The sequence below is a fragment of the Campylobacter sp. CNRCH_2015_1657 genome (genome assembly GCF_025772685.1).
GTDB classification, from domain to species: Bacteria; Campylobacterota; Campylobacteria; order Campylobacterales; family Campylobacteraceae; genus Campylobacter_D; species Campylobacter_D lari_D.
In genome coordinates, this window is sequence record NZ_JAKMSO010000001.1 from 180,116 (window position 1) to 203,254 (window position 23,139).

The 23,139-nt window shown below is 29.7% G+C and carries 20 protein-coding genes; 10 read left to right on the forward strand and 10 right to left on the reverse strand.

Annotated elements, in window-relative coordinates; all coding sequences use genetic code 11:
• The first annotated feature begins 40 nt into the window (after positions 1-40).
• Entirely contained in the window at positions 41-1,216 is a 1,176-nt protein-coding gene (locus L8X27_RS00930; protein WP_263671398.1) for an NAD(P)/FAD-dependent oxidoreductase, read from the forward strand.
• A 21-nt stretch (positions 1,217-1,237) separates the two neighbouring features.
• Here L8X27_RS00930 and dsbD read toward each other — a convergent pair whose 3' ends face one another.
• Positions 1,238-2,929, reverse strand: coding sequence for a protein-disulfide reductase DsbD (gene dsbD / locus L8X27_RS00935; protein WP_263671397.1), 1,692 nt, complete (start codon positions 2,927-2,929; stop codon positions 1,238-1,240).
• A 77-nt stretch (positions 2,930-3,006) separates the two neighbouring features.
• Here dsbD and ppk2 point away from each other — a divergent pair, with 77 nt between their 5' ends.
• On the forward strand, positions 3,007-3,849 hold the full coding sequence (gene ppk2 / locus L8X27_RS00940; protein WP_220567128.1) for a polyphosphate kinase 2: 843 nt from the start codon (positions 3,007-3,009) through the stop codon (positions 3,847-3,849).
• Positions 3,850-3,858: 9 nt separating this feature from the next.
• A complete protein-coding gene (locus tag L8X27_RS00945; RefSeq protein WP_263660060.1) occupies positions 3,859-4,641 on the forward strand; it encodes an amino acid ABC transporter permease in 783 nt (260 codons plus the stop codon).
• Here L8X27_RS00945 and L8X27_RS00950 read toward each other — a convergent pair.
• The 5 genes from L8X27_RS00950 to L8X27_RS00970 are packed head-to-tail and all read right to left on the reverse strand — an operon-like array spanning position 4,638 to position 9,170.
• Positions 4,638-5,402 carry a transporter substrate-binding domain-containing protein gene (locus tag L8X27_RS00950; RefSeq protein WP_133318832.1) on the reverse strand — a complete coding sequence of 255 codons (765 nt, stop codon included), beginning with the start codon at positions 5,400-5,402 and terminating at the stop codon, positions 4,638-4,640. The genes L8X27_RS00945 and L8X27_RS00950 overlap by 4 nt on opposite strands.
• Positions 5,399-6,124 (reverse strand): 3-deoxy-manno-octulosonate cytidylyltransferase, encoded by a 726-nt coding sequence (gene kdsB, locus L8X27_RS00955; RefSeq protein WP_263671396.1) that lies wholly within the window; start codon positions 6,122-6,124, stop codon positions 5,399-5,401. The genes L8X27_RS00950 and kdsB overlap by 4 nt, the downstream gene beginning before the upstream one ends.
• On the reverse strand, positions 6,121-7,530 hold the full coding sequence (gene thrC, locus L8X27_RS00960; protein WP_263671395.1) for a threonine synthase: 1,410 nt from the start codon (positions 7,528-7,530) through the stop codon (positions 6,121-6,123). The genes kdsB and thrC overlap by 4 nt, the downstream gene beginning before the upstream one ends.
• On the reverse strand, positions 7,505-8,443 hold the full coding sequence (locus L8X27_RS00965) for a tetraacyldisaccharide 4'-kinase (protein ID WP_263660057.1): 939 nt from the start codon (positions 8,441-8,443) through the stop codon (positions 7,505-7,507). The genes thrC and L8X27_RS00965 overlap by 26 nt, the downstream gene beginning before the upstream one ends.
• Complete coding sequence (locus L8X27_RS00970) at positions 8,430-9,170, reverse strand: NAD+ synthase (RefSeq protein WP_263671394.1); 741 nt, start codon at positions 9,168-9,170, stop codon at positions 8,430-8,432. Before L8X27_RS00970 ends, L8X27_RS00965 begins: the two co-directional genes overlap by 14 nt.
• 61 nt (positions 9,171-9,231) lie before the next feature.
• On the opposite strand from L8X27_RS00970, the gene L8X27_RS00975 reads away from it, so the two are divergent.
• Both L8X27_RS00975 and L8X27_RS00980 read left to right on the forward strand, forming a co-directional pair.
• Positions 9,232-9,831: an MBL fold metallo-hydrolase gene (locus L8X27_RS00975; protein ID WP_263671393.1), complete on the forward strand. Its 600-nt coding sequence runs from the start codon at positions 9,232-9,234 to the stop codon at positions 9,829-9,831.
• Positions 9,831-10,112, forward strand: coding sequence for a hypothetical protein (locus tag L8X27_RS00980; RefSeq protein ID WP_263664443.1), 282 nt, complete (start codon positions 9,831-9,833; stop codon positions 10,110-10,112). The genes L8X27_RS00975 and L8X27_RS00980 overlap by 1 nt, the downstream gene beginning before the upstream one ends.
• Before the next feature lie 23 nt (positions 10,113-10,135).
• Here L8X27_RS00980 and L8X27_RS00985 read toward each other — a convergent pair whose 3' ends face one another.
• Positions 10,136-11,131, reverse strand: a complete 996-nt coding sequence (locus L8X27_RS00985) for a c-type cytochrome (protein WP_263671392.1) — start codon at positions 11,129-11,131, stop codon at positions 10,136-10,138.
• Positions 11,132-11,322: 191 nt separating this feature from the next.
• On the opposite strand from L8X27_RS00985, the gene L8X27_RS00990 reads away from it, so the two are divergent.
• From L8X27_RS00990 to L8X27_RS01005, 4 genes are read left to right on the forward strand one after another with little or no spacing between them, the layout of a single operon-like run.
• On the forward strand, positions 11,323-12,300 hold the full coding sequence (locus tag L8X27_RS00990; protein ID WP_263671391.1) for an agmatine deiminase family protein: 978 nt from the start codon (positions 11,323-11,325) through the stop codon (positions 12,298-12,300).
• A complete protein-coding gene (locus L8X27_RS00995; RefSeq protein ID WP_263666199.1) occupies positions 12,297-13,211 on the forward strand; it encodes a cation diffusion facilitator family transporter in 915 nt (304 codons plus the stop codon). Before L8X27_RS00990 ends, L8X27_RS00995 begins: the two co-directional genes overlap by 4 nt.
• Positions 13,180-14,052, forward strand: a complete 873-nt coding sequence (locus L8X27_RS01000) for an N-carbamoylputrescine amidohydrolase (RefSeq protein WP_039628382.1) — start codon at positions 13,180-13,182, stop codon at positions 14,050-14,052. Before L8X27_RS00995 ends, L8X27_RS01000 begins: the two co-directional genes overlap by 32 nt.
• Before the next feature lie 11 nt (positions 14,053-14,063).
• Positions 14,064-14,630 (forward strand): DJ-1 family glyoxalase III, encoded by a 567-nt coding sequence (locus L8X27_RS01005; RefSeq protein WP_263680960.1) that lies wholly within the window; start codon positions 14,064-14,066, stop codon positions 14,628-14,630.
• 23 nt (positions 14,631-14,653) lie between these two features.
• On the opposite strand, the gene L8X27_RS01010 is transcribed toward L8X27_RS01005, so the two are convergent.
• Positions 14,654-14,893 (reverse strand): SelT/SelW/SelH family (seleno)protein, encoded by a 240-nt coding sequence (locus tag L8X27_RS01010; RefSeq protein WP_263680961.1) that lies wholly within the window; start codon positions 14,891-14,893, stop codon positions 14,654-14,656.
• Between the two features lie 103 nt (positions 14,894-14,996).
• Here L8X27_RS01010 and dnaE point away from each other — a divergent pair, with 103 nt between their 5' ends.
• Positions 14,997-18,590 (forward strand): DNA polymerase III subunit alpha, encoded by a 3,594-nt coding sequence (gene dnaE / locus L8X27_RS01015; protein WP_263671388.1) that lies wholly within the window; start codon positions 14,997-14,999, stop codon positions 18,588-18,590.
• A gap of 236 nt (positions 18,591-18,826) precedes the next feature.
• On the opposite strand, the gene L8X27_RS07975 is transcribed toward dnaE, so the two are convergent.
• Both L8X27_RS07975 and L8X27_RS01030 read right to left on the reverse strand, forming a co-directional pair.
• A complete protein-coding gene (locus L8X27_RS07975; protein ID WP_318529407.1) occupies positions 18,827-21,739 on the reverse strand; it encodes a BspA family leucine-rich repeat surface protein in 2,913 nt (970 codons plus the stop codon).
• A 10-nt stretch (positions 21,740-21,749) separates the two neighbouring features.
• Entirely contained in the window at positions 21,750-23,138 is a 1,389-nt protein-coding gene (locus tag L8X27_RS01030) for a putative toxin (protein WP_263671387.1), read from the reverse strand.
• Position 23,139: the final 1 nt, after the last annotated feature.

Sequence of the window (23,139 nt, forward strand, 5' to 3'; positions counted from 1 at the left end):
AAATTTTTATTTATTTTTTTATCAAATTAAAGGAAAATCCATGCAAAAAAAGAAAATTTTATTTTTAGGTGCAGGATATGCTACTTTATCGGCTATAAAAGCCTTACCTGATGAGTTTTTTGAAAAAGCACAAGTGAGTTTGATTAATAACAATTCTTATCATTATCATACTATTTTACTACACAAAGTAGCTTCAAATGAAGATATTTATAGTTCAAAATATGATCTTTTGCCTTTATTAAATCCAAAAATAAACTTTATTCAAGATGAAGTTTTAAAAATTTCTAAAGATAAAGTTTTTACTAAAAATAATGAATTTGACTTTGATATTTTAGTATGTGGGCTTGGTTTTGCTAAAGAAACTTTTGGCATTAAAGGTATGCAAGAATATGCTTTGAGTATAGATAATTATGAAAATGCTTTAAAAATTAATGAAATTATATATGAGAAAATAAAAAATTATAAAACCACTCAAAATGAAGATGATTTAAAAATCACAGTTTGTGGTGGGGGTTTAAGCGGGGTTGAATTTGTAGCTTCTTTAGCTAAAGAGCTTAAATTCTTTTGCCAAAAAGAGCAAATTGCTTATGAGAAATTAGAACTTTCTATTATTGAAGCTATGGATCAAATTTTACCTATGTTTGATAAAAGTTTGGCTTTAAAAGCAAGGCAAAGGTTAGAGACACTTGGTGTGAAAGTATATGAAAAATCTAAAATCATAGAATGTGAAAAAAACGGCATAAGACTTGATGGGGGAGAATTTGTTAAAGCTAATACTATCATTTGGACTGCAGGAGTTAGAGGTAATAGTGTTATAGAAAATAGCTCAGATTTTCCAAGTGCAAGATCGCGTATAGAGGTAGATGCTTTTATGCATCCATTAAATGTTGAAAATGCATCAAGATACTTTTTTATAGGTGATAATAGTTTATTTAAAAATCCTAAAACCAATACCCCTTATCCTCCAACAGCCCAGCTTGCATTAAGAGAAGGAGCTTATGTAGCTAAAGCTTTAATGGCTATGATTGATGAGAAAGAATTTAAGCAAGAATTTTCTTTTATAAGTGGAAATACCGTTTGTTCTATCGGAAAAGATTATGCAGTTGGAACGGTTTTACATAAGCCAATTAGTGGTTTTTTAGCAATAAAACTTAAAATTTTTATAGAAAAACTATGGCAGTACCAACTTGAAGGATTGAAAGGTTTTTTGAAATAAAATTAATTTTAAATAGAGTTTTTAAGGAACTCTATTTAAAAACTCATTTGCATCTACATAGCCTATAATGCGTCCTTTTTCTTCGCCTTTGTTAAAAAATATCATCACAGGAGGTCCAAAAACTCCAAATTCTTTCATAAGAGCTAAATCTTCTTGGCTGTTGTGTGTTACATCTGCTTTTAAAAGCGTGTAATTAGCAAGCAAATTTTGTACTTTAGCATCTGTAAAAGTATATTCTTCTAAAAGTTTGCAGTTTTCACACCAAGCGGCTGTAAATTCAAGCATAACAGGTTTGGTAGAATTTTGTAATTCTTGCTTAAGTTCTTTTAAATTTTTAATGGTTTTAAAACTTAAACTAGGGCTATTTTCTTTTGAAGTAAGGTTAAACTCAAGAGGTTTTAGTAGGCTTTTTGAACCCATTGAGCCGCCTAAAATTAGGCTTAAACTGTAAGTTAAAACTAAAATCATACTCGCTTTTTTAAATTTATTAAAATTAGTTTTAGCTTCATCAAATAAACCCATAAAACTAGCAAAAAATATCCCTATAATTCCATAAAGTATCAAAATGATATTTACACTAAGTATTCTTTCTAGCATCCAAACTGCCATAATGAGCATGATAAAACCAAAGAAAATCTTTATCTTAAGCATCCAAGCCCCACTTTTTAAAAGATTTCCTCCAAGACCTATTAAGAGTAAAGGCATGCCCATACCAAAACTCATCACAAATAAAGAAAGTCCTCCCAAAAATACATCACCACTATTAGTAATATAAAGCAAAGCTCCTGCTAAAGGTGCAGCCACGCAAGGACCTACAATAAGAGCTGATAAAAAGCCCATGATAGCTATACCAAAAACTCCATTTTTGCCTTCTATTTTTTTATTGATAAAATTTTGAAATTTAAGCGGTAGTTGTAATTCATAAAGTCCAAACATAGAAAGTGAAAGTAATACAAAAATGCCTGCAAAAGTAATGATAATCCAAGGTTGTTGTAATAAACCTTGTACATTAGCCCCTGCAAGGCCTACTAAAGCACCTGCTATAGCATAAGCTAAAGACATAAAAAAGACATAGATAAAAGATAAATAAAAGCTATGTTTTTTAGATGGTTTGTCTTTGAGCTTCATTGCAATTAATGAAGAAAGAATAGGTATCATTGGTAAAATGCAAGGAGTAAATGCTAGTAATAAGCCATAACCAAAGAAAGTCAAAAGTGTGATAAATATATTTTGCGTACTTAAATCATTAGCAATTTGCTCATCTTCGTTTTGCTTTTTAAATTGATCTTTAGTTGATTTTATAGCATAAATTCCATTTTGTTTATTAAGCTCATAATTTACATATACAGGACGATAGCATAAACCTTCTTCTGAACAACCTTGATAAGCTAGGGAAAGTTTTGCTTTGTTATTTTTAACAAAATCATCTAATAATAATTGAGGTATGAAAAGTTCAAGTTGGCTAAAGATTACTTCTTTATTTTCTCTAGTTTGAGTTTGTGGGAAATTTAATAAAGAAGTAATGTCATTAGAGTCTAATTCTACTTTGATTTGATCTTTGTAAAGATAAATTCTATCTGCAAGATTGATTTTTAAAAAAATTCCTTGATTGTTGCTATGGGTATTGAGTTTAAAGGCTTCATTAAGTGATAATACTCCATTATTAGCAAAAGCTAAATTGAAAAAAATAAAAAATACCGCTAAAAAACGCATTTTTCTCCTTGAAATTGAAAATTAAATTTGTTTTATTTTACTTATTTGTGGTAAATTTAAGTTAATAATTATCCTAAATTAAGGAGTTTGTTGTGGATAAGGATAAATTTACTCTTATTAAAGTGAAAAAATCAACACTTGAGTATGAAAGCGAACTTAGAAGATTACAAATTGAGCTTTTAAAATTTCAAAATCATGTCAAAGATAAAGGATTAAAAGTTTTGATTTTAATTGAAGGGCGTGATGCAGCAGGAAAAGGTGGTGCTATTAAAAGATTAATTGAACATTTAAATCCTAGAGGTTGTCGTGTGGTAGCACTTGAAAAACCAAGTGATGTGGAAAGAACTCAGTGGTATTTTCAGCGTTATGTGACACATTTGCCTGCAGCAGGAGAGATAGTAATTTTTGATAGATCTTGGTATAATAGAGCGGGGGTGGAACCTGTGATGGGTTTTTGTACTCCAAATGAGCATAAAAAATTCTTGCGCGAGGTGTCTTCTTTTGAAGAAATGCTACTTGATAGTGGAATTTTGTTTTTTAAATTTTATTTTTCAGTTTCCAAACAAGAGCAAAAAAGGCGTTTTGAGCAAAGGAGAACAGATCCGCTAAAACAATACAAACTTTCTGTTGTTGATGAAAAATCACAAGAATTATGGGATAAATACACTCTAGCCAAATATTCTATGCTTTTAGCTTCTAATACACCAAAATGTCCTTGGGTGATCATTAATTCAGATAGTAAAAAGAAAGCAAGGATAAATTTGTTTAAATATCTACTTAATTCTTTAGAGTATCCAAATAAAATTAAAAATAAGTATTTTAAATATGATAAAAAATTAGTCCGTAGCGGTGAGGAAGAAATTCGTAAGATGGAACTTAGTTTAAATGATGAAAAACTTAAAAAATTTGATAAAAAATAAAGGCTAGAATTGAATCATCTTTTTATAGTGCGTAATAAATTTAATGAGCATAAAAAAATCAGTCCAAAGGTGTTTGCAGTTAATGCCTTTTTGCTAGCATTTTTATTGTTTTTATTTTTTTATTTATCTTTTTTAAGTGCTAGTTATAATTTTGATTTTATGGCAATTTATGAGTATAAAGACAAAATGATACAAGGTTTTTTTACGAGTTTTTTTATTAGTGTTTTGTCTTTGATTGTAGGTGTGATTTTTGCTTTGATTTTGTGTTATATGAGTCTTTGTAAAATCGTGCTTTTTAATATGTTTGCAAGAGTTTTTATAGAGCTTATTAGAGGCACACCTTTGCTAGTGCAAATTTTATTGATTTATTATATTTTTGCAGATAATTTGGGGCTTGATAATCGCTATGTTTGTGGAGTTTTGATTTTAGCTTTATTTGCTAGTGCTTATATTTGTGAAATATTTAGAGCAGGGATTTTAAGTGTTGATAAAATGCAATATGAAAGTGCTAAGGCTTTGGGTTTGAGTGAGTTTGAAATTTATAAAAGTGTGATTTTTCCTCAAGCTTTAAAAAATATCTTAGCACCACTAAGTGGACAACTTAGTAATTTGATCAAAGATAGCTCTCTTTTAAGCGTTATAGCTATTTCAGAATTAACTCAAAATGCTCAAGAAATTAATGCTTTTACCTTTTCTACTTTAGAAATTTATATTCCCTTAGCGCTTTGTTATTTGGTTTTAACTTTACCTATTTCTATGTTTTCAAGAAAGCTTGAAAAGAGTTTTTCTTAAAAGAAAAACTCAAGCTTTTGTTCTTTGAAAACTTCTTGCATATCTTTGAGATATTTTTGACTTAGTTTATCAAAAAGACCATTTTTTTTAGATTTTAAAATAAACTCATTGAGCTCTTCTTTTAATTTGGTATTGTTTTTATTTAAAGCTATGGCCCATTGCTCAGGTGTTTTTTCAAAAGGGGTAAAAATAGCTTTTGTTTGCTCAGGATGTTTTTTCCATGCTTTATAAATACTCATTTGATCATAAATAAAAGCATCAGCTTTTGCTTGAATGACTTCTAAAATGGCTGCATTTTCTTTATCAAATACTAGGATTTTTGCATTTTTAAGATTTTTTTGAGCATATAAATGTGCACTTGAACCTCTTTTTAAAGCAAGGATTTTCCCTTTTTGATTTAAATCTTCTATGGAATTAATATTTGATTTTTTAGCACTTAATATCGCTAAATTTGCCTTAGCATAAGGCAAGGTAAAATCTATTACTTTTTTTCTTTGCTCGCTTATACTCATAGAAGACATGATGAGATCTATTTTTTGAGTTCTTAAAGCAGGTATGAGTCCATCCCAAGCTATATTTTGAATTTTTAAATCATAGTTTTTTTCTTTGGCAAAGGCTTGTAAAAACTCTACACTAATACCACTTGGATTGCCTTTAGTATCACTCATTTCAAAAGGAGGGTAGGCTAGTTCCATACCTACGATTAATTCTTTTGCATGAAGTGTAAAAAATAAGCTTAGTAAAAAAAGTATTTTTTTCATTTTTTAACTCCAAATTTAGCCAAAGCCCTCTCATAATCTTCTTTTGTATCTATACCTATGCTTTGACTTTGTATTTTTAACATTTTGATTTTTTTGCCATTTTCTAAGGCTCTTAATTGTTCTAATTTTTCACATTCTTCCAAAGCTGAGTTTTTCAAAGTACAAAATTCTTGTAAATTTTTAACCCTATATGCATAAATTCCAAGGTGGGCTTTAAAATTTTGTTTATAATTTGCCCTTTCATAAGGAATTTTAGATCTTGAAAAATATAAAGCATAATCATTACTATCAGTAACTACTTTAACCAAATTTGGATCATCGCAAGCTTTTGCATCTACTTCTTTGTAGCAACTACTCATAAAACAAAGCTCATCTTCAAAAGCTTTCTGGCTAAATTCTTTAAAATCTTTAATATTTTGCGTTTCTATAAAAGGCTCATCAGCTTGGACATTAATGATTAACTCATTTTCATTTAGTTTTAAAATTTGACAAGCTTCGTTGATCCTATCAGTGCCACTTTCATGATTTTTGCTTGTTAAAACTGCTTTTATATTGTGTTTTTGTGCTATTTTTAAAACCTCTTCATCATCAATTGCCACGCACACTTCATCAACTTCTTGCATTTTTTTAGCTGTATAAATAAACATAGGTAAATTATCAATTTCACATAAAATTTTATTTTTAAAACGACTTGATTTTAATCTTGCTGGTATGATTATCATTGTTTTATCCATTCTATAATAGTTTGTTTTAGATTTTCAAGTTTGCAAATTTGATTTTGTTTTTGAGTGCTTGTAAATAAGCTTGCAATATTTGGATGAATTTCTTGCTTAAATTCTTTTGCAAGTTCTTGCATGCAAGCTTGTTCATCTTGACATTCTTTGTTATAAATTGCTTGATACATACTTGGGGTAAATTTACTCCATTGTGCTGTGGAAGTGATGAGTGTCGTGGTGTTAGAATCAAGCATTTTAAAGCAAGTGCAAGTGTGAGGATCTAAAAGTCCTAAGTGGCTGTATTGTTTGATATATTGCATACACTCATCATCATTGCAAAAATCAGCTTCAAAGTCTTCTTGTAAAAGCTCTAGTTCTTTTTGGCTAAGCTCATAATATTTTTCATTCTTTAAAGCTTGCATAAGTTCTTTGGTGCGTTCATCTTTAAATTTATCAAAAAGCAATCTTTCTATATTTGATGATATGAGTATATCCATAGCAGGGGAAATAGTCTTTTGTAAGTTTTTGTTTCTTAAATCGTATTTACCTGTATTAAAAAACTCACTTAAGATATTGTTTGAATTGGAAGTAATTTTAATTTTACCTATATTTGCTCCCATTTTTTTAGCATAATAAGCCCCCAAAGCATCACCAAAATTTCCACTCGGAATGATGATATCAATTGTTTTATCAATTTTCAAACTAGCATAATAATGATAAATAATTTGAAAAAGTATTCTTCCAAAATTAACTGAATTTGCAGCACTTAGACTTAACTTTTCTTCTTTTAAGGTGTTTTTAAAATCTTCATCATTTAAAAGTGTTTTTAGGGCATTTTGTGCATCATCAAAATTACCTTCAATGGCTATGGATTTTAAATTGCTTGCATTTGAGTGTGTCATTTGTAAAGCTTGAGTTTTACTTGTGCCTTCATTTGGGTAAATGCAAACTACTTTTATGCCTTTTTTATTTTCAAAGCTTTTTAGCGTAGCAGGCCCTGTATCGCCACTTGTAGCACACATGATTAAAAAATCATCATCTTTTTTTAAGTATTCCAAAAGCACGCCAAAAGGTTGCAATGCCATGTCTTTAAAAGCTCTTGTTGGCCCATGAAATAATTCATTAATATAAAGCTTATCATTAATTTTTCTTAAATGAACAGGGCAGGTTTTATCATCAAAACTCTCATAAGTTTTCAAAGCTTTTTCAAAAACTTCAGGCTCTAAATCAAAATCAAAAGCTGCGATAATTTTTAAAGCTAATTCTTTGTAGTTTAAATTTTTTAAAGCTTCATTATCAAGCTTTGGTAGATTAAGTGGTGCATATAAAGCATTATTAGGTGCACTAGGGCTAAGTAAGGCCTTTGAAAAGCTTACTTGGTGATTTTTATCTTGGGTTGAGTGTAGTAACATTTTTTTCCTTATTGTTAAATTTATCAATATAATCTTGCAAAATTTGCTTAAAGCTGTCTTTTAAAATAATATCAAGATGAATTAATTCTGTTTTAAAGCCAAAATCTTTTACCTTGACATAGTCTTTAAAGGTTAGCATTAAGGTATCACAATTGTGTTTTTTTAAAAGTTTTTCTAATTCTTCTTTTTGAAAAGTGTAATGATCAGCAAAAAAATAACAAGCTCTAGCTTTAATAAAATGCTCATATAATCTAAAAGGCTTTGCAATAGAGCTTATTAAAATAGCTTTTTGATTTTCTTTTACATGAGAATAACGCACAAAATCTTCATTTTCTTTAGCTATAAAATCAGCCCTTTTAGCAAAAGATTTTGGCAAACGATAAGCCCCGCTAGGTAGGGTAAAATCAAAAAAAGGCTCATCTTTGCTTTGTAATAAAATACTAAGTTTTTTAATATGAAATTTAGAAAAAGCATCGTCTAAAAGTATGATCTTTGCTCCAAGTTCGATAGCTTTTTGTATGCCTTTAACTCTATCTTCACTTACTATCACTCCACTAATGTGCTTTGTAAGTGCATACTCCATAGCTTCATCGCCACTTTCTTTAATGCTGCATAAAATTTTATCTTTGTGTTTAACGATGATTAAGCCTTCACTTTGTCTTTTATAGCCTCTTAAGATGATAAAACAATTTTCAAATTCAGCAGCTATGGCTTTACAAATGGGAGTTTTTCCATTGCCTCCTAGGGTTAGATTACCTATGCTTATAATGGGTAAATTAAAATCAAGTTCTTTTTTAAATTTAGTATTTAAAATAGCTATAATCATATATAAAAAGCTAAAAGGTAAAAGTAAAAAGGCTAGAATTTTTTGTAAAAAATTAGGTTTAAAAAAATACCGATCAAGCCAAGTCATATGTATTCTTTAATGTTGTTGGAAGTTTTCTTTTAAAGGCATTATTTTGCATACGCTCTAAGACTAAATTTTTTAAATTTTCATCAAAATTTTCCAAACTTTGATTATTTTCTAAAGCTTTTAAAACTTCATCTAAAACTTCATATTTATAGCCAAGATCTTTTTCATCGCTTTGATTTGGCCAAAGATCAGCACTAGGGGCTTTTTGTATGAAATTTTCATGTACACCTATAAATTTAGCAAGCTCAAAAACTTCACTTTTATAAAGTGTAGCTAAAGGATTAAAAGCGCAAGCTAAATCCCCATAAATAGTTCCATAACCAAGCATAAGTTCGCTTTTATTAGAAGTGCCTACCACTAAAGCATTATGCAAGGCTGAATAATCATAAAGCAAGCTCATACGCACTCTTGCAGCTAAATTCCCAAAACGTAAATGGCTTAAATCTTGACAAATTTTTTCATAAGCACAAAGTACTTCATCAATATAAATGATCTTATGATGAATTTGCAAATGATCACATAGCATTAACGCATCATCTAAATTTTCTTTTTTAGAATATTTTGTAGGCATTAAAAGCACAAAAAGTTTTTCACCTACTGCTTTTTTGCAAAGATGAGCTACTAAAGCCGAATCTATCCCACCGCTTAAACCTAAGATGAGATTTTTATCTCTTGCTTGTTCTTTTATAAAATTGATCAATAATTCTTGTAATTTTGTATAATTCATAAAAAATCTTTAAATATTAATTTTTTAAAATTATATTTGATTTAGTTAAAAGGAAGTTTATATGCGTATTTTGAAACAACCATGTGGAATGTATGAAACAAATTGTTATATTATAGATCATAATAACAAGCAAATTATCATCGATCCAGGAGAAAATGCTTATAAGTTTATCAAAGAAAATACAAGCAAACCTTTAGCTATTTTAAATACCCATGGTCATTATGATCATGTTTATGATAATGCTAAAGTTAAAATGGCTTATGAAATTCCAATTTTTATCCATAAAGATGATGCTTTTATGCTAAAAGATCCTTTTAATTATGGTTTTGAGCATTCAAGTGCTGATGTATTGATAGAAGATGAAAATGAATTTAGTATAGATGAGTTTAAGTTTAAATTTCATCATTTCCCAGGGCATACTCCAGGGTGTTGTATGATAGAACTTGTGGGTGAAGATGTGCTTTTTAGTGGGGATTTTTTATTTTATCGTAGTATTGGTAGGTGGGATTTTCCTTACTCAGATGCAACTAAGATGAAAGAGAGTTTGCTTAAAGTTTTAGCTTATGAAAAAAATTTTAAGCTTTTTCCAGGGCATGGAGAAGAAAGTTCTTTAAGAGAAGAGCAAAGTGCAATTCCTGCTTGGTTAAGGTATTTTCATTAATGGATAAGGTTTTATATTTTTTAAGTTTTTTACTGATTTTAAGTGCGATTTTGAGTTTTTTTAAACCCAAAGAAACAAAAAAGAAATTTTTTCACAAATGTCCATGTTTTAGAGCAGTAGAAAATGGTTTAATGAGTAGAATTTGCATTTATGTAGGAAGTTTTGGTTTTATGTATTCTGTGCTTTATATTGGTTTTGGAGTGTATGATAAAAAGCTTTTTATGATTTTGCTTTTATCTTTTGCGATATGGTATTTCGCTTGGGTTTTAAAAAAAGAATAGCTAGAATTAGCTATTCTTAAAAATTATTTTGTATTAATATATAAAGGTTCAAAAGGACCATAACGATGTTGCTCTATACTAAATTTATCATGTTTAGCATAAGGTTTTACATCCATATCTGCAGGTTTTACATCACGATCTGGAAAGTCTTTATTTCTATTCTTTTTAATAGGTCTTGGTTGAGAATTAATATAAGCTGCCACATCATAAGCTTGTTCTAGAGTTAAGGTTGCATCATCTTTTGGCATATTTGCTTTGATATAACTTGCAGCTTTGATAAGTCTATACATGCCAGCACCTGTGTTGTAACTATCATTTCCCCATAAAGCAGGATATATGTAATAACTCATACTAGGATTATTACTTTTTATCCCCTCTCCATTTTCTCCATGGCAGGCTACGCACTTATTTTGATAAATTTCTTTACCTTTTTTAGGATCTGCTGCTCTTTTTAAAAAGGATATTTTAGGTAATCCTTGTCCTTGTGTTTTTGCTCCTACTTCTATACCTTGAGAAATATAATGCATATAAGCAAGTATGGCTTTCATTTGAGGAGAGTTGTTTGGAAGCCTTTTGCCATTCATGGATCTTTCCATACAGCCATTAATCCTATCTTCTAGAGTGATTATTTTATCCGCTCTTGCATTATATTGTGGAAAGCGTGCATAAATTCCTACAAAACCTGATTGATTTTTTATAGTTCCAGCATTAGCATGACAGCTTGAGCAAGAAAGATTATTACCTGTATAACGATTTTTAGGATTTTTTGCTTGAGGTCCTATATAGCTTGTGGTGTAATTTAAAATTTTATTACCCAAAATGACTGCTTGAGTATAAGGTGAATTTGGAAGCTTATCTTCAATGATAATACCATTTTCTATAGTATTTGGGACTTTCCATTGTGCACTTTGTAAATGGATACCTGTTTGCTTTTTTGCTTGAAGTTTTGCTTGATCAATGGCAAAAGCAGAACTCATTAAAAAAGATAAAGATAAGACAGAATATACAATTTTTTTCATTTTACCTCCTTGAACTTGTCTTATTTTCATCTTATAACTTGAAATTTAAAAAAATATTAAATGTTTTTAATGTAAAAGTATCTTTAAATACTACTATGCCGTTTTTAAAGATAAAAATGATATTATTAATATTTTTTAGAATATGTAATTAATGTTACCTTTTTATACATTTTATCCAAAGGAAATTATCAATGAGACAAAGCATAGCAGAATGGGAAAAACAGGAACTACTTTTACTTTCATTACCCCATAAAAATAGCGATTGGAGTCCTTATTTAGAGGAAATTATGCAAAGCTATGAGGAATTTATTAAAGCTGTGGCAAATTTTCAAAAAGTTTTACTTATTACTCCAAGTGAAAAAGATTTTCAAAGATTTAAACATATAAAAAATGTAGATTTTTTTAAGTGTGATACTAATGATACTTGGATTAGAGATTTTGGTGCAATTGATGCGCGTGAAGATGATAAAATTATAGGGCTTGATTTTACTTTTAATGCTTGGGGTGATAAATTTCAAAGCACTTTAGATAATGCGGTAAATTCAAAACTTTTTGCACAAAAATTATCTGGAAAATTAGAAAAAATTGATCTTATTTTAGAAGGTGGGAGTATTGATTTTAACGGGCAAGGAGTAATGCTTACAACGAGTGCTTGTTTGTTAAATGAAAATAGAAATTCACATTTAAATAAAGAGCAAATTGAAGCTAAGTTAAAAGAAATTTTTGGCTTAAAACAAATTATATGGTTAAATCATGGTTATATAAAAGGCGATGATACTGATCATCATATAGATACTCTAGCAAGATTTATAAATGAAAAAACTATTGCTTATTGTGTGTGTAAAGATGAAAATGATGAGCATTATAAACCTTTAAAGGCTATGGAAGAGGAACTTAAAAAAACAGGATTTGATTTATTAGAGCTTCCTTTACCTAAGCCTTTATATTTTGAAGGTAAAAGACTTGGTGCTACTTATGCAAATTTTGTTTTTGTTAATGGTGGTTTGATAGTGCCAACTTATAATGATGAAAATGATGCTTTGGTATTAGAAAATTTACAAAAAGTATGCAAAGATAGAAAAGTAGTAGGGGTTGATGCAAGGGTGTTTTTAAGACAAAATGGTTCTTTGCATTGTTCTTGTCAAAACCGCTATGAAGGTCAAAGATGAATTTACAAAAAAGCGCAACTATCATTGCAAGTGTATGTGCTATTTTTTTAGCTATTATAAAATTTGCAGTAGGATTAGCTTCGGGTTCTGTTGCAGTACTTTCTAGTGCGATTGATTCTTTGCTTGATTGTGTGATTTCGGGTTTAAATTTTTTAGCTTTGAAAAAAAGCTCTCAAGGCTCTAGCAAGGAATATAATTTTGGCCTTAGTAAAATTGAAGCATTAATGGGGCTTTTTGAAGGTCTTGTTATTAGTGGGATTGGGGTTTATATTTTTTATGAGAGTGTTTTGAAAATTCACAATCAAGAAAGTGTAGAAAAACTTGATCTTGGAATTTTTGTCATGGCTTTTGCTATGGCTGTGACTTTGTGTTTGGTGGTTTTTTTAAATTATGTTGCTAAAAAAACAAAAAGCTTGATTATAAAAGCTGATAGCTTACACTATAAAATAGACTTTTTGACTAATGCTTTAACGCTTTTAGCACTTGTGATTATAGCTTTTACAAATTATCATTTTATTGATGGATTATTTGGCATAGCTATAAGTTTATATACGATTTTTTCAGCTTTTAAAATCATTAAGGAAAGTTCTAAAATTTTATTAGATGTAGCTATTGATAAAGAACAAGTTGAAGTGATTAAACAAATCATAAGTGCAAATAAAGAAGTCAAAAGTTTTCATCATTTAAAAACTAGAAAAAGTCCTGATATGCTTTATGTTAGTGTGCATTTAGTTTTTGAACCTACAATATCACTTTTAAAAGCTCATGAGATTGGTGATGAGATTGAAGATAGCATAAGAGAGCATTTTAAAGATGATTTTTGGAATATCCATATACATTTAGATCCTTATGATGATTCAGAAGAAGAAAGGAGTAAAAATGAAATTAGCACTCATTCAGCAAGAATTTAAACAAAATAAAGAAAAAACTATAGAAAAAACATGCGAACTTATTAAACAAGCAGCAAAAGAAAAGGCTGAGCTTGTGTGTTTGCAAGAGCTTCATCAAACGCAGTATTTTTGTCAAAGTGAAAATACAAACTTTTTTGATTTGGCAAATGACTATGAAGAGGATGTTAAATTTTGGTCTAATGTAGCTAGGGAAAATAAAGTTGTTTTGGTAACTTCTTTATTTGAAAAAAGAAGTGCAGGGCTTTATCATAATACTAGTGTGGTATTTGAAAAAGATGGCTCCATAGCAGGCAAATATCGCAAAATGCATATTCCTGATGATCCTTGTTTTTATGAAAAATTTTATTTTACTCCAGGTGATTTGGGTTTTGAGCCTATACAAACAAGTGTTGGAAAGCTTGGGGTTTTAATATGCTGGGATCAATGGTATCCTGAAGCTGCTAGGTTAATGGCTTTAAAGGGAGCTCAAATTTTAATTTATCCTACCGCTATAGGTTGGTTTGATAAGGATGAAAAAGAAGAAAAACAAAGACAGCTTGAAGCTTGGATAGGTGTGCAAAGAGGTCATGCTATAGCTAATGGCTTACCTGTAGTAGCTATTAATAGAGTGGGTTTTGAAAAAGATGAAAGCGGTGTGGAAGATGGCATAAGATTTTGGGGGAATTCTTTTGTTTTTGGGGCTCAAGGTGAAGAGCTTTTTAGGGCTGATGATAAACAAGAGCTTTGTAAAATCGTTGAAATTGATATGCAAAGATGTGAAAATGTGCGTAGATGGTGGCCATTTCTACGCGATAGACGCATAGAATATTTTCATGAATTAAATAAAAGATTTATTGACTAAAAGGAGGAAAAATGAAAAAAGTTTTAGTGCCTTTGGCAAAAGGTTTTGAAGAGGCTGAATTTATAGGTATAGCTGATGTTTTAAAAAGAGCAGGGGAGGCTAGTGGAAATTTAGAAGTTATTATTGCTTCACTAGATGATGAGCTTTTAGTGCAAGGAGCTAATGGAATTAGCATAAGGGCTGATGTGAGTTTGGCTAGTGTTGATCAAGAAAATTTAGATGCAATCGCTTTGGCAGGTGGATTTGAAGGTATGATGAATTTAAAAAACAATTCACTTATCATAAAAATCATACAAGATTTACATGCTAAGAAAAAAATCGTAGCTGCTATTTGTGCTTCACCTATGATATTGGCAAAAGCAGGAGTGATTAACGGGGAGTTTTCTTGCTATCCTGGTTGTGAAGTGGGTATTGAAGGAACTAGAGTAAATAAAGCAGTTGTGGTAAATGAAAATGTCATCACAGCAGCTGGGCCTGCTACGGCTATTTTATTTGGTTTAGAGCTTGCTAAACATTTATGCTCAGAAGAAATTTATCAAAAACTTTATGAAGGTATGCTTATTCCTTTAACAAAATAAACCCTCGCTAATGAGGGTTTAGCTTACATTTGTTTCATAAGCTTGGTAGTTTCACCCTCATGAGGAAATCTATCTACTTCACAATTAAACAAGTCTTTTTTAGAGTAAATGATTTTACCATCTACTTCTACTATAAAATGACCACCACCTTTTTCTATGGTAGAAATTTGCGCATCTTTGAATTCATTTTGTATTTCTTCTGCAACCCTTGCAGCTTGTGGTTTGTAATTTCAAAGATTACAATAATAAATTTTTACTTCCATTTTTTACTCCTTTTTTGAAAGTAAGCTATTATACATTTTTTATGCTTGTAAGTTTTAAATTTAAGGTTTTTTTTTATAATAATAAAAAAATACAAGGAAAAATATGAGCCAATTTACACATTTACATTTACATACAGAATATTCTTTACTTGATGGAGCAAATAAACTCAAAGAGCTAGCTAAAACGCTAAAAGCACAAGGTGCAACAAGTGTTGCTATGACTGATCATGGAAATATGTTTGGTGCTATTGATTTTTATAAAACAATGAGAGCTGAAGGAATTAAGCCTATTATAGGGCTTGAAGCATATTTACATAATCACGATGATTTAAGTGATAAAAGTTCAAGACAGCGTTTTCATCTTTGTTTATTTGCTAAAAATGAAATTGGTTATAAAAATTTGATGTATTTGAGCTCGCAAAGTTATATACATGGCTTGTATTATTACCCAAGGATTAATAAAAAGCTTTTAGAGGCTCATAGTGATGGTTTGATTTGCTCTTCTGCGTGTTTGCAAGGTGAGATTAATTGGCATTTAAATACCAAGAATGAAAGAAATATAAAATTTGGCGCAAAGGGTTATGAGGGTGCAAAAGAAGCAGCTTTATGGTATAAAAATGTTTTTGGAGATGATTTTTACCTTGAAATTATGCGTCATGGTATTGATGATCAAAAATTTATTGATGATTCTATTATCAAACTTGCTAAAGAGCTTGATATAAAAATTATTGCAACTAATGATACGCATTACACTTTTAAAGAAAGAGCGGCTGCTCATGAAGTATTTATGTGTATAGCCATGGGGGTTAAGCTTGATGATCCAGGGCGTTTAAGACATGAGGTGCATGAGTTTTATGTAAAAACACCAGAGCAAATGAGCGAGCTTTTTGCCGATATTCCTGAAGCCATTGAAAATACTCAAGAAATAGCTAATAAATGCAATTTAGAATTAAAACTAGGCGATCCAACCCCACCAAATTTTAAATTTACCCGTGAATATGCAAAAAAATATAGTTTAAATCTAGCACAAGAAGATCAAGAATTTAGCTTTGATAATGATGATATAGTTTTTGAGTATCTTTGTAAAAAAGGCTTAGAAGAAAGACTTCAATTTATCGATGAGAGTAAGCACCAAGAGTATAAAGATAGGCTTGATTTAGAAATTAGTATTATTAAAAATATGAAATTTTCAGGTTATATGTTAATCGTTCATGATTTTATCGCCGCAGCTAAGGAGAAAGATATACCAGTTGGCCCAGGGCGTGGGAGTGCTGCAGGGAGTTTGGTTTCGTATTGTTTGAAAATTACAGATTTAGATCCTATACCTTATAATCTTCTTTTTGAGAGATTTTTAAATCCTGAGCGTGTATCAATGCCTGATATTGATGTGGATTTTTGTCAAGATAGAAGAGGGGAAGTGATTGATTATGTGATCGATAAATATGGAGCTGAAAAGGTTGCACAAGTCATTACCTTTGGTAAGCTTTTAGCAAAGGGAGTAATCCGTGATGTAGCCAGGGTTTGTGATATGAGCATACCTGATGCGGATGCTTTGGCAAAATTAGTTCCTGAAGAGCTAAAAATTACTTTAGAAAAAGCCTATGAGCAAGAACCAAAAATAGCTGAATTTGTAAATTCTCATCCAAAGGGGCGTCAAGTTTGGGATTTTGCTAAAGCACTAGAGGGTTTAAATAGAAACGCAGGTATGCACGCGGCCGGAGTTGTGATATCTAATGAAGCTTTGTGGAATAAAGCTCCGCTTTTTAGACAAAGCAAAAACGATGAGCGTCATTTGGTAACGCAGTATTCTAAAGAATATCTTGAAGATGTGGATTTAATTAAATTTGACTTTTTGGGTTTAAAAACCCTTACAGTAATTGATAATGCCATAAAACTAGTTAAAAAGCGTTATGGTAAAGATGTGATTTGGGAAAAGATTGATATGAATGATCCTAAGGTTTATAAAACTATACAAAGTGGTAATACCTTGGGTATTTTCCAAATAGAATCAGGCGGTATGCAAAGTTTGAATGCTAGGTTAAAGCCTGAAAGATTTGAAGATTTAATCGCGGTTTTAGCTTTATATAGACCAGGACCACTTGATAGTGGGATGGTGGATGATTTTATCGATATTAAACATGGTAGAAAGGCTGCTACTTATGCATTTGATGATTTAAAGCCTATACTTGAAAATACTTATGGGGTTATAGTTTATCAAGAGCAGGTTATGCAAATAGTGCAAAAAATTGGTGGTTTTTCTTTGGGTGGAGCTGATAATGTGCGTCGTGCTATGGGTAAGAAAAAAAGAGAAATTTTGGACAATCTTAAAGCAGAGTATTTAGAAGGAGCTAAAAAACAAGGCTATGATGAGAAAAAGGCTGATGATTTGTTTGAGCTTATTTTGAAATTTGCTGAATATGGTTTTAATAAATCTCACTCGGCTGCCTATGCGCTTATAACCTTTCAAACAGCGTATTTAAAAACTTATTATCCAAGTGAATTTATGGCTGCGCTTTTAACAAGTGAAGAAAGCAATGTGGATAAGGTCGCAAAATACATTGAAGAGATGAAAAGAATGAATATCAAGCTTTTGCCGCCAAATATCAATAAAGCTCAAAGAGAATTTAGTGCAACTAAGCTTGAAGATGGTTCTGAAGCTATTATTTATGGGCTTGGAGCGATTAAGAGTGTGGGAATTCCTGCGATAGAAAATATCATGACTATTCGCAAGGAAGAGGGCTTTAGTGATTTTGATGATTTTATAAGCTCTATTGATCCTACTAAGATTAATAAAAAAACTATAGAAAATTTAGCTAAATCAGGTGCATTTGATGAGTTTGGCTATACTAGAAAATGCTTGGTGGATAATCTTGAGCTTATTTCAGAAACAAGTAGAAAAATAGCTGAAGTTAAAAGAAATTCTACTGCTTCTCTTTTTGGAGAAGAAGAAATAGCCGCAGATATCAAAGTAGGGCTTCACGATAGCAAAGTAGAATTTGAGTTAATAGAAAAACTAGGCTATGAAAAAGAAATCTTAGGAATTTATGTATCAGGTCATCCTTTAGATAAATTTGCAAGTCAAATAGAAGGTATAGAATATTTTAAAAGTATGGATTTTGAAACACTCAAAGGCGAGGGTGAGCTTTTGGTTGTAGGAAAGATTGAAGATTTTAAATCAATGATGAGTAAAAGTGGTAAAAGATATGCTAAGGCTGTGGTTTTAGACTTTTATTCTTCTTTTGATATGATTATTTTTGAAACTCAAGTAGAAAAAGTTGAAACACTTTTTAAAGAAAGCAAAGATGAAGCCTTTGCCTTTTTACTAAGATATAAAAACAATGACAATGACTTAAGCTTTAGTTTAAATGAAATTTATACACTAGAAGAAGCAAAAGAAAATGAGCTAAAATCTTTTAGTAAGAAAAAAAGCTTTGTAAAAAAAGAAAACAAAGAAGAATTTACACAAGATCCTATGAAATTTGAAGAAAATATCATAGAACTTGACATTAATAAGCTTAGCAAAGATATGGTGTATGAAATTTATGATCTAGCTAATACAAGACATAACCCAAAAGATGCTAATAACAAAAAGCTTGTGCTAAAAGTGCTTGATATGGGTAGCTGCTTGCTTTATCATACAAATTTTGTTCTCTCGCAAGAAGCTATGGATGTGATAGCTCAAAAATGTAAAACTTAAGTATTTAAATAAAAATAGGTTTGAATTTTATATGAGATTTTATATATGCAAATTTAAGTTGATAAATTTCAATGCCATTTTAAAAAATCACAAGGTTATCCTATAAAATGTCTCAAAAAAAGGTTTTTATATATTTTTTAGTTAAAAATTTAATTATTTTTTTAGTAAGACAGAATTTTTAAGATAACTAAAATATATATAAAAAACCATTTTTGTTTGTCAAATATAATATATATTTATTTTTTAAAAATTTTCAATATTTCTTGTTTATATTCGCTTAATTTTAAAATTTCATAAAAATCTTTATCATAAAAAGTTCCAAGCTTTTGTATATCTACATTATGACTTGCAAATTCTATTAAAATGTCTTTTATTGGGTATTCTTTACCATCAAGGTCTAATCTATCCTTAAAATTATCTAAAAAAATAAGCAACGCAGGGGCTTTTACTCCAGTATGATATTCTATAATAGAATCTGCACGCAATAAATTATGTCTTAAAAGCTGTAAAAATCTTGATACTCTTCCCTTTGCTTCATAAGCGAGCATTTTCTGAATCGGCGCTAAGTAATACCTTCCTACTATATTTAGATCATATGGTATATTTTTTAAATCTATTTTTAATCCATGTTTAAAAAGTAAATAAATAAGATCGCTATGCACAAACATAACTAGTAGTTTTTCATCAAGCATCTCTTTAGGGTAACGCTTTATTAATTCTTGAAAGAAAAAATCAAGTGTTTCATCATCTGCATCGCAAAATCTTCTATTAGGCGTTTTGTCAAGTCTAATATTTTCAAAAAATGCAGTATCGATTTTGCTATCAAGATTATCCAAGATAAATTCTAAAATATTTTTGTTTTCTGTGCTCAATTTATGTTTTAATGCAACAAATAAACCAAAATTATTTTCTTCAGTAATTACTACTTTATAGCCTAATGTTCTAAGAAATTTAGCATATTCTAGTTTATCAAAACGCAAACAAGTATGCATCACTTTATCACTAATAGGAATATGAAAGCCTTGAGATTTTGCATTTTTTACAAGAGTACTAAAAAAATCCTCATCTGGCATTGCATTGCTTACTGTCCCTTTCGGTACATAAAAACAAAGCTGAGTGATATGTTGATACTGTTCATTTTGTAAAGGAAGTATCTTTTCTAAAATAATTTTAGCTTGTTTATAATCACGCGCCTTAACAAGTTTGCATAATAATTCATAGCTTGGATTATCCATATCAAATACTGCTTTATACCATGAAGGTGGATTGTTTTGCAAAGGGCAGTCGCTAAATATATTGTTTGATTGTTCTACTAATTCGCTTGGTAGATTCCATTCGCTTAAATCGCAGTCAAAAGATTTTGCTCCATGAAACATAGAATTGATATTTTCAGCTTTTTTTGGTTTCCATTTAGATAAATCACTTTTAAAAGACTCACAATCACAAAACATATCTTCAAAATCTTTTACATTTGTAACTTTCCACTTGCTTAAGTTTGCATTAAAATCTTTTAATCCTTTAAAAAGTCCATTCATGTATTTGATTTGGCTCACATCCCAAGACTCTATCCCGCTAAAATCTTTCCTATTTGTATGCAAATGAATGATTTCCATAGAATAACTAGCAAAAAGTTGATTTAGGTCTTTTATGTAACTTAAATCAATTTGCCCTAAAGATATAAATTCCATCTCTACTAATATTTTTAATTCAAAAAGATTAAATGGAATATAGCAAAGATTTGGATGTTTTGGTTTAAATTTACCTTTTTTATCATAAAAAGCACAACTGTGCAAAGCAGATTCTATGCTTTTACCCTTTATAATATCTTCTAAAATCTTTTTTAGCTCATAAAGACTACTTTTTTTGAGTTCTTTCCTTACACACCCGCTATAATCTTTATAACCATCATCATTATAATCAATGCAAATAAATTCACTAAATTCTATATAAATACCATCTCCTATATTTTTACCTTTGTTAGAATCTACTACAACTTTATCGATTAACTCATTTATAGCATCATCACATATTTTTAAAATGTCTTTGTTGATGCTTTTAATAGCGTCATTTTGTAATAAATTTAAAGCTTTTAAAACTTTAAAATTTTGCACAGCATCTATAAGCTCTTTAGGAGTTTTTCCTAAAATTATTGTAGTTTCTTGTGTTGAAACTTTATTTACATCTTTTTTTTCTCCATTCTCCTTAGCCTTTTTTATAGCATCGTTTAAAAGTTTGGAGCATTCATCACGATATTTACCCAATAAATCAAAGTCAGTTTTTCCATTAATTTCACAATGAGAAGAATCATATGCTGGTAAATTATATTTTTTTCTAATTTGCTCTGAAGTCATTGCTCCTGCATCTTTTAAAAGCTTTTTATTTCTAGATCCTCTTGCATTATCTAAAGGAGTTCTTGGGGTAGCAAAATTCACATTAGCTCCTAGTTCAATTAAAAGCTTTGTAACCTTATAAGTTTCAGGTTCGCTTACAGCTTCAAATAAAAGAGTTTCATTGTATTCACTCTCTTGAATAAGTCGGGTTTGCATATCCACATTAGCCCCTCCTTTAATAGCTAGTTCTAATAATTCATAATTATTTTGCATAACCCAAAAATGCATAGGAGTTCTACCGGAAAATCCTTCATTATGCACTTCAAATTTAGCTCCACGATTGACTAGATATTGTATGATTTGAGAATTTGGGTTTTTAGCATTGAGTATATATGCGTAGATTAGAGCGTTTTTATAAATATTAGGCTCGCCTTCTACTTCTTTCATTAAGATGTATTTTTCATTAGCTTCTTTGATATGTTTCATGTCGGGAAAAGCAAAATTATATTTAGGATCTTTTAAACTTAAACCATACTCATCAAATAAATAATCTAAAATAGAAAAATCATTATTATTTTCTTCACAAGCAAATGCGGCCCTTAATAAGCTTGCTGCTGGATCAAATAAAGATAGCTCATAATCTTCATTATTATGATGGTATGTAAAATGTGCCTCATAAAAGCTTTCTTTTATGGGATAATCTTTTAAAAGATTTTTAACATTTTCTAAGTCATTATTACTAATAAAATCAAATAACTGTTTTTGAATTTGCATTTTTTCTTCAAAACTCATAGCTTTGATATTTTCTAATGTTTTCATTGTTTTTCCTTTAGTTTTTTTGTATTTGTTTGTTTTTGTTTAATTCTTCTTCTATATGAACAGGGTCATTTAAATTTAATCTTTTTATTACTATTTTATTAGGTGCTGCTCCTTTGATATGGTGTAGATATATTTCTTTAAATATTGTCTTTATGCTTCTGTGAGCATGTCTGTGGTAGATAAAACCACTTCTTGATCCTTTATGGTTTTTATTGTCTTTATTAAATATCTCTAGATTAGTTATATTATCTATTAATTTTGTGTAATGATTGCATAAAAATAAATAATCAAGCTCATATTCTCTAGCAAGTTTTAACTCAAAGCTTATTTGTTCTGTTAAAGCTTGATCTTGAACATTTTTAACCTCTACTAAAGTAGGGTAATCATTTAGCGTTACTAAAAAATCAGGTATGGTGTGATTAAAACCTTTAGTATTAAAATTAGTATCTAGTTTTCTTTGATTGCTTAAATAGCGTGTGGATCTTTTCCCAAAAAGTAAAGAAGTGACATATTCTCCCGTATCTCCTATGAGTTTGGGTGAAATTTTTTTCTTGCTATTTTTTAATTTTTTGCATTTTTCAACTTCTTTTCTTTGCTTTTTCTCTAAATCTTCCTTAGTTTTTTTAGAAATTCCATCTGCTTTTTTAATGGTTTCAAGCTTATGTTGTGCGCTTTTTAAAAGCTCTTCTATTTGTTTTTCTTTACCACCATAAGAAGCAAAGCTTTGCTCATTTTCAAGCATACTTTTAAATTCCTTAGGGCTTTGTAAAGCAAAATGACTTGGATGTTCCACATTGGCTATTTTTCTTTGAAAAGTAAGGGTTTTTTGTTTGATATTGCTTAATTCTGAAATGACAAAGCTACTATTTAAAATAGGCACAGGATCAAAACTAGATTCTCCTTCATTGCGGATTAGTCTGGGTATAAGACACCATTTACAATTATACCGACCCTTAACAGAATTTTCATAAAATTCCTCTAAAAAATCTTTTGTTACTATTGCCACACCATTTTCTATCGGGATTTTTTTTATGCACTTGTTTATATTATCCTTACTTGTATAAACATCATAAAATACATCGTATTCATAATTTTTTCTTTTATATTCTTTAGCAGGTAAAGCATCATCTTTTAATTTATCAAATTCTTCATTGATTTTTTCATTGCTTTGAAGTTTAAGTTTTTCAATTTCTTTTTCTTCATTGATTTTTTGTATATATTCTAAAGAATTACTTTTATTGATGCGATATTCATCTTTTTTTGTTTTTTGGTTTTTATTCTTGTTTTCTTCTCCTATCATATGCTCTTCTTTAGGCAAATAAAAGGCAAGAGAATAACCACTGATGATATCCACACTTTCAAATTCTTTGATTTTAAATTTCACATCATTAAATTTCAAT

Bases quoted from the DNA above. Each gene is read 5' to 3' on its own strand.
- L8X27_RS00930 (WP_263671398.1), top strand. From the start codon at position 41: ATGCAAAAAAAGAAAATTTTATTTTTAGGTGCAGGATATGCTACTTTA.
- dsbD (WP_263671397.1), bottom strand. From the start codon at position 2,929: ATGCGTTTTTTAGCGGTATTTTTTATTTTTTTCAATTTAGCTTTTGCT.
- L8X27_RS00950 (WP_133318832.1), bottom strand. From the start codon at position 5,402: ATGAAAAAAATACTTTTTTTACTAAGCTTATTTTTTACACTTCATGCA.
- kdsB (WP_263671396.1), bottom strand. From the start codon at position 6,124: ATGATAATCATACCAGCAAGATTAAAATCAAGTCGTTTTAAAAATAAA.
- thrC (WP_263671395.1), bottom strand. From the start codon at position 7,530: ATGTTACTACACTCAACCCAAGATAAAAATCACCAAGTAAGCTTTTCA.
- L8X27_RS00965 (WP_263660057.1), bottom strand. From the start codon at position 8,443: ATGACTTGGCTTGATCGGTATTTTTTTAAACCTAATTTTTTACAAAAA.
- L8X27_RS00970 (WP_263671394.1), bottom strand. From the start codon at position 9,170: ATGAATTATACAAAATTACAAGAATTATTGATCAATTTTATAAAAGAA.
- L8X27_RS00975 (WP_263671393.1), top strand. From the start codon at position 9,232: ATGCGTATTTTGAAACAACCATGTGGAATGTATGAAACAAATTGTTAT.
- L8X27_RS00980 (WP_263664443.1), top strand. From the start codon at position 9,831: ATGGATAAGGTTTTATATTTTTTAAGTTTTTTACTGATTTTAAGTGCG.
- L8X27_RS00985 (WP_263671392.1), bottom strand. From the start codon at position 11,131: ATGAAAAAAATTGTATATTCTGTCTTATCTTTATCTTTTTTAATGAGT.
- L8X27_RS00990 (WP_263671391.1), top strand. From the start codon at position 11,323: ATGAGACAAAGCATAGCAGAATGGGAAAAACAGGAACTACTTTTACTT.
- L8X27_RS00995 (WP_263666199.1), top strand. From the start codon at position 12,297: ATGAATTTACAAAAAAGCGCAACTATCATTGCAAGTGTATGTGCTATT.
- L8X27_RS01000 (WP_039628382.1), top strand. From the start codon at position 13,180: ATGAAATTAGCACTCATTCAGCAAGAATTTAAACAAAATAAAGAAAAA.
- L8X27_RS01005 (WP_263680960.1), top strand. From the start codon at position 14,064: ATGAAAAAAGTTTTAGTGCCTTTGGCAAAAGGTTTTGAAGAGGCTGAA.
- dnaE (WP_263671388.1), top strand. From the start codon at position 14,997: ATGAGCCAATTTACACATTTACATTTACATACAGAATATTCTTTACTT.
- L8X27_RS07975 (WP_318529407.1), bottom strand. From the start codon at position 21,739: ATGAAAACATTAGAAAATATCAAAGCTATGAGTTTTGAAGAAAAAATG.